Source organism: Burkholderia sp. 3C (assembly GCF_054589155.1).
Window position 1 is genome coordinate 11,502 of sequence record NZ_BAAILN010000060.1, and the last position, 6,569, is coordinate 18,070.

Here is a 6,569-nt window from a genome sequence, read left to right on the forward strand (position 1 = left end):
ACGCCGACCTGGCCGGCCAGCAGCAGGCCCTTGTAGACGATGGTGCGCGCCGACATCGACGGCACGAAGTATTCCTTGCCGTGCTGCAGCTTGAGCGCCTGGATGCGGTGGCTCGCCGTCTTGCGGATCACGTACAGCTTGCGTTCGAGCGCGTCGGTGACGATCACGTCCTTGCCGCGGCCGATGAAGATCTGGCGGATCAGCGGCTCGGACGCCTTGACCGTGGGCGAAATCGGCATGGTCGAATCGACCGGCACGTCGCGCCAGCCGAGCACCACCTGGCCTTCGGCCTTGACGGTGCGCTCCAGCTCCTGCTCGCAGGCGATGCGCGAGGCGCTTTCCTTCGGCAGGAACACCATGCCGACCCCATATTCCCCTTCCGGCGGCAGCGTCACGCCCTGCTTGGCCATGTCCTCGCGATAGAACGCGTCCGGGATCTGGATCAGGATGCCCGCGCCGTCGCCCATCAGCGGATCGGCGCCCACCGCGCCGCGGTGATCGAGGTTTTCGAGAATCTTCAGGCCCTGCTCGACGATCTCGTGGCTTTTCTTGCCCTTGATGTGCGCAACGAAGCCGACGCCGCAAGCGTCGTGCTCGTTCTGCGGATCGTAAAGACCTTGCGCGGCGGGAACCGCGCCCTGCGGCTCTTGGTGGTCGTTCATGGGGACACCGTCTGAGTAGGGGCCTTGCGGCCGTTGAAACATGTACTTGTCGCCCGCCGCTTCGGCGGCGGCGTGGCGGGCTGGCGCCGGGCGCACTTTCGCCCGGCATGCCGGAAATCGGAATATACGCGACGAATCAACGGAATAGCAACAAAAACCGTTTGGTCTGACACCAATTATTTGGATGTTTCGGATTGGTGCCTTTTTATTGGGGACGCATCGATTTGGTGCAAAAAAAGGGCGGCACCCGAAGATGCCGCCGTGGTCCCCCCGCTGCCGTTATTACTGATGGGCGGATGGGTTGTGCGGACCATTGTTTTCACGTACCTTACGCGGCCGTCCGCGAGGCAGCGGCGAGACGCGACGGTTCGCGGTGCGGGCCGCCCACTCACGATACGTTTCGCTGCCGAGCACCCAGCCCTTGAGCGTGGCCTGCTGAAGCTGGTCGGTCTGGCGCTCGTCGAGCGGCTGTTCGCACAGCTCCTTGTAGGCGCGCTGCCGTTCGAACGGCGTGTTGCCGAGCGCCCAGTACAACGGGTGATCGGTGATCAGGCTGTCGACGGTCAGGCCGATATGGTGACGGTAGCTCGCCCAGCGGTAAGCCTCGGGGGCCTGCGCGAGCTGCGCACGCACGGGGCTCAACTCCACCACCCGGCTCGCCAGCAGGAAGTAGCGTTCGCCCTCGATCACGGTGGCGCGATAGCGGCCTTCCCACAACGTGCCGCGCCGCGAATAGCGGCGGTTGAAATGCGCAACATAGCGTCGGCCGACCGCCTGCATCGCCTTCGGCAGGCTTGCCTCGTCGCTGGGCGTGACGAGCAGCTGAACTTGTCGCGGCAGCAGCACATAGGCATGCACTGCCAGTTGATGATCGCGCGCCGCCGCCTTCAGACAATCGATGAAAAGCTCGTAATCCTGATCGTCGACGAACGCAGGTTGCTGATCCAGGCCGCGCAGGATGACGTGCTGCGGCTGATCGGGAACGTAGAGTCGTGCTAGCCGTGCCATGCTGAATGTCCGTTTGATCGCGTTAGGAAATACCCGAAGGCCCGAAAGACTGCATCCGCGCAGAGCCCCGCGCGGCAGGGAGGATTCGTACGTTCGTGCGAATCCTAGGGAGATTGCTCTAGCTTACAAGCCTGTTCCGTTTGAAACGCCGTGGTCATAATGAGCACGCCTTTTATCAAGGAGGAGACAAACCGATGAAACAACAATTGGCCATTACGGGGACCGTTGCACTTGCACTCATGACTGCGGGCTCCCCCGCGCAAGCGCAATCGGCTGGAAGCTTCTATGTCACCACGGGCTGGTTTCATCTCGCCCCTCAGGATTCGAGCGACCCACTGAAAATCATGAGCGTGGGTGGAACCCCTGTGAATCAATCGGTCCCGAACACCGGCGCCGGCATTTCGGACGCCGACACGTTCGGCTTCACCGCCGGCTATTTCGTGACCGACCACATCGCTACCGAATTCGTCTACGGGGTGCCGCCAAAGTTCAATATTGAAGGCGAAGGATCGTTGTCGCGGTTCGGCACGATCGGCCGTGCCTACCAGTGGAGCCCGGCCCTGCTGCTCAAGTACTACTTCAACAGCGCCGAGGCGAAATTCCGTCCGTACGTGGGCGTCGGCGCGACCTACATCTACTTCACCGGTGCGAAGATCACCAACAGCGCCTTCGAGAACGGCGCCCTGGGCGGGCCGACCAGCGCCACGACCAGCAACCAGTGGGCGCCCGTATTCAACGCCGGCTTCAACTACAACTTCAACAAGCACTGGTTCGCCGGCCTGTCGATCTCGTACATCCCGGTCAGCCTGACCGCCACCCTGACCACCCAACGCGCCAGCCAGGTCGGCACGCTCACCCAAACCTCTCAAGCCCACATCAAGCTGAATCCGATCGTGAGCTACGTGAACGTCGGCTACCGCTTCTGAACGACGTGCTTCTAAGCGTAGTCGAATATTTGGGGAATGGTTAATCTCGCAGCAATTTGTAGCGATTTTTTCCTGACGTAACGAAAGCGGGATGTGAACTTGCTTTACATCCCGCATCGTACGGAGCATTTTCATCGCCAACCGCGCGAATTCGATATTTTTATTTTCCGCTTGATTGGGTTCCGGCCCGAAAAACATTCTCTTTCGAGGTGATCCTCGAAGACGGCAACCGCCGAATGCGAGGTCAATCGCGCGCGTCAGCCTTGCGCTGTCGCGAAATCGGGGCCGATCAAATCGATACGATCGGTACAGATCAGATCCACACCCCATCCGATCAGTTCGCGCGCCCGCGCCGGATCGTTGACCGTATAGGCCAGCGTGCGCAGCCCGGCCGCGCGGATCGCGGCCACGCGCGCCGCGTCGAACTCGCGATGGTTCGCATGCAGCGCGACGCAGCCGAGCCGGGCGGTGAGGGCCTGCCAGTCGTCCGGCAGCGTGTCGAGCAGCAAGCCGCGCGGCAGCGCCGGCGCCGCGCGTTGCGCGGCCGCCAGCGCGTCCACCGAAAACGACGACAGCAGCGGCGGCACCGCCGCGCCGCGCCAATAGCGCGCCGTGTCGCGCGCCACCCGCTCGCCGGTTTCGGCCTCGCGCCCCGGGCACGGCTTGATCTCCACGTTGGCCGCCAGGCCGAGCGCGAGGCAACGCGCGGCAGCCTCCTCCAGCGTCGGCATCCGTTCGCCGGCGAAGTGCGCGTCGAACCAGCTTCCCGCATCGAGCGCGGCCAGCGCCGCGTAATCCATGCCGGCGGCCGCACCCTCGCCGTTCGAAGTGCGCGCGACCGTATCGTCGTGCAGCAGGAAACTGATGCCGTCGGCCGACAGCTTCGCATCGAACTCCACCATCCGGTGCCCGCGCCGCGCGCCCTCCTCGAAGCCGGCCAGCGTGTTTTCGGGCGCCAGCTTGCCGCCGCCGCGATGCGCGACGATGCGCGCGACAGGCGCATACGGCCAGGATTGCGGATCGTGCTCGGGCATGACGGTGTCCTCGTTCGACTGCGGGGTGGAATCGGAGATCAGTTGGCGCGGTGGCCCGTGGCCGGGTCGAAGAAATGCAGCCGGTGCGCGGGCAGCGACACCTGCAGCGCCGAGCCGGTCGGCGGGCGCTCGGCGTAGGGCAGCCGCACCGCCACGTCGTAGTCGCCCCAGCGGCCGTGCGCGAGATTGTCGGCGCCGAGCAGCTCGCACGAATCCACCGGCAAGGTGGCGGCCGGCATGCCGGGCTGCGGCGTCATGTGTTCGGGCCGCATGCCGAGCACCCACTCGCGGCCCGGCGCCACCTCGCGGCCGATGCCGGGCGCGCCGGCCACCGGCAGGCGCGGCCCGCCGCCCGCCACCTCGAACAGCGCGCCGTCGGCCGAGAGCCGCCCGCGCAGCAGGTTCATGGCCGGCGAGCCGATGAAGCCGGCCACGAAGGTGGTCGCCGGCTTCTCGTAGACGTCGACGGGCGCGCCGATCTGCTCGGCCCGCCCGCGGTTCATGACGATCACGCGCTGCGCCAGCGTCATCGCCTCGATCTGGTCGTGCGTGACGTACACGCTGGTGGTGCCGAGCCGTGCATGCAGGCGCTGGATCTCCAGCCGCATCTGCACGCGCAGCTTGGCGTCGAGGTTCGACAGCGGCTCGTCGAACAGGAACACCGCCGGCTCGCGCACGATCGCGCGCCCCATCGCCACGCGCTGCCGCTGCCCGCCCGACAGCTCGCGCGGCCGCCGCGCGAGCAGCGCCTCGAGTTCGAGGATCTTCGCGGCGGCCGCCACCCGCGCGTCGATTTCCGTGCGGGGCAGGCCGCGGATCTTCAGGCCGTAGCCCATGTTCTGCGCGACCGTCATGTGCGGGTACAGCGCGTAGTTCTGGAACACCATCGCGATATCGCGATCCTTCGGCTCCAGCGCGTTGACGACCGTGCCGCCGATCGCGATCTCGCCTTCCGTCACGCTCTCCAGCCCGGCGATCATCCGCAGCAGCGTCGATTTCCCGCAGCCGGACGGCCCGACCAGCACGATGAATTCGCCGTCGGCGATGTCGGCGTCGATGCCGTGCAGGACGGTGTGTTTGCCGTCGTAACTCTTGCGGACGCCGTTCAAGCTCAGTGCAGCCATGCTTCGACACTCTCCAGACAGATGCTTATTTTTCGGTATCCACCAGGCCGCGCACGAACCAGCGCTGCATGGCCAGCACCACCACCAGCGGCGGCAGCATGGTCAGCAGCGTCGCGGCCATCACGAGATGCCACTCGGTGGCCGCGTCGCCGCTGGCGATCATGGTCTTGATGCCGACCACGGCGGTCGACAGCGCGCCGTCGGTGGTGATCAGAATCGGCCACAAATACTGGTTCCAGCCGTAGATGAAGGTGATCACGAACAGCGCCGCGATGCTGGTGCGCGACAGCGGCAGCACCACGTCCCAGAAGAAGCGCAGCGGCCCGGCGCCGTCGATGCGCGCGGCGTCCATCAGCTCGTCGGGCAGCGTCATGAAGAACTGCCGGAACAGGAAGGTGGCGGTGGCCGAGGCGATCAGCGGCAAGGTCAGGCCCGCGTAGCTGTTGGTCATGCCGAGGCTGGACACCACCTGCACGGTCGGGAAGATCCGCACCTCGACCGGCAGCATCAACGTGACGAAGATCAGCCAGAACGCCGTGTTGCGGAACGGAAAGCGGAAATACACGATCGCGTAGGCCGACAGGATCGACACGGCGATCTTGCCGAGCGCGATCACCAGCGCCATCACGAGGCTGTTGATCAGCAGGACGCCGAACGGCGTGACGGTCGCGCCGCTGCCGCGATGCCAGATGGTGGCGATGTTCTCGAACAGGTGGGTGCTGGGGATCAGCGACAGCGGCACCGTGAACACTTCCTGCGCGCTCATGGTGGCGGCGCAGAAGCCCACGTACACCGGAAACAGCAGCATCACCACGCCGGCGATCAGCACCGCGTGGCAGAACCGGTCGAAGCCCTTGCGATTCTCGATCATACGTATTGCACCCTGCGTTCGACGAAACGGAACTGCACCACGGTGAGCGCCACCACGATCGTCATCAGCACCACCGACTGCGCGCCGGAGCTGCCGATGTCGAGCCCCTGGAAGCCCTCGGTGTAGATCTTGTAGATCAGCGTCTTGGTGCTCTGGCCGGGGCCGCCCGCGGTGGCCGCGTCGATCACCGGGAAGGTGTCGAAGAACGCGTACACCAGGTTCACGACCAGCAGGAAGAAGCTGGTTGGCGACAGCAGCGGCAGCGCGATGTTGAAGAAGCGCCGCACCGGGCCGGCGCCGTCGATCGCGGCCGCCTCGATCAGCGAGCGCGGGATCGCCTGCAGGCCGGCGTAGAAGAACAGGAAGTTGTAGCTGACCTGCTTCCAGATCGAGGCGATCACGACCAGCGTCATCGCCTGGCCCGGATACAGCGCGTGATTCCAGACGATGCCGAGCTTCGCCAGCGCATAGGTGACGATGCCGATGCTCGGGTTGAACAGGAACGCCCACAACACCGCGGCGATGGTCGGCGCGACCGCGTACGGCCAGATCAGCAGCGTGCGGTAGACGCGCGAGCCGCGCATCACGCGGTCGGCGCAGGCGGCCAGCAGCAGCGACACAACCAGCCCGCCGACCGTCACGAGCGCGCTGAACAGCAGCGTGGTCTTGAACGAATCGAGGTAGAGCGGATCGCCGAACAGGTGCGCGAAGTTGGCCAGGCCGACGAACTCGCTGGTGGTGCCGAATGCGTCCTGCGATTGGGTCGACTGCCAGAGCGCGACGCCGGCCGGCCAAAGAAAGAAGATCGCGGTGATCGCCAGTTGCGGCGCGACCAGCAGATACGGCAACACGCTCGTGCCGAATCGGGAACGGGATGACATCGGTGGAATTCCGTCGACAAAGAAGCCGCTTCGCCGCGCCGCCGTGTTGCTGCCACGGCGGCG

General features: G+C 65.4%; 6 protein-coding genes and 1 pseudogene. 1 reads left to right on the forward strand and 6 read right to left on the reverse strand.

Translation table 11 applies throughout. The features are described 5' to 3' along the window. A pseudogene (locus ACYP33_RS09920) lies at positions 1–662 on the reverse strand (glutamate synthase subunit alpha); the annotation flags it as partial. Between the two features lie 282 nt (positions 663–944). Continuing rightward, the gene (locus tag ACYP33_RS09925) at positions 945–1,670 is read right to left on the reverse strand and encodes a transposase (RefSeq protein ID WP_414443720.1); all 726 of its coding nucleotides are present in this window, start codon (positions 1,668–1,670) and stop codon (positions 945–947) included. Positions 1,671–1,864: 194 nt separating this feature from the next. Between ACYP33_RS09925 and ACYP33_RS09930 the strand changes: the two genes are divergently transcribed. Beyond that, positions 1,865–2,596 carry an OmpW/AlkL family protein gene (locus ACYP33_RS09930; RefSeq protein WP_414443719.1) on the forward strand — a complete coding sequence of 244 codons (732 nt, stop codon included), beginning with the start codon at positions 1,865–1,867 and terminating at the stop codon, positions 2,594–2,596. A 257-nt stretch (positions 2,597–2,853) separates the two neighbouring features. Here ACYP33_RS09930 and ugpQ read toward each other — a convergent pair whose 3' ends face one another. From ugpQ to ugpA, 4 genes are read right to left on the reverse strand one after another with little or no spacing between them, the layout of a single operon-like run. Further along, positions 2,854–3,630, reverse strand: a complete 777-nt coding sequence (gene ugpQ, locus ACYP33_RS09935) for a glycerophosphodiester phosphodiesterase (protein WP_459621340.1) — start codon at positions 3,628–3,630, stop codon at positions 2,854–2,856. Positions 3,631–3,668: 38 nt separating this feature from the next. Continuing rightward, complete coding sequence (locus ACYP33_RS09940) at positions 3,669–4,754, reverse strand: sn-glycerol-3-phosphate import ATP-binding protein UgpC (RefSeq protein WP_459621342.1); 1,086 nt, start codon at positions 4,752–4,754, stop codon at positions 3,669–3,671. A gap of 25 nt (positions 4,755–4,779) precedes the next feature. Further along, entirely contained in the window at positions 4,780–5,625 is an 846-nt protein-coding gene (ugpE, locus tag ACYP33_RS09945) for a sn-glycerol-3-phosphate ABC transporter permease UgpE (protein ID WP_414450493.1), read from the reverse strand. Next, positions 5,622–6,506, reverse strand: a complete 885-nt coding sequence (ugpA, locus tag ACYP33_RS09950; protein ID WP_414443715.1) for a sn-glycerol-3-phosphate ABC transporter permease UgpA — start codon at positions 6,504–6,506, stop codon at positions 5,622–5,624. Before ugpA ends, ugpE begins: the two co-directional genes overlap by 4 nt. Positions 6,507–6,569: the final 63 nt, after the last annotated feature.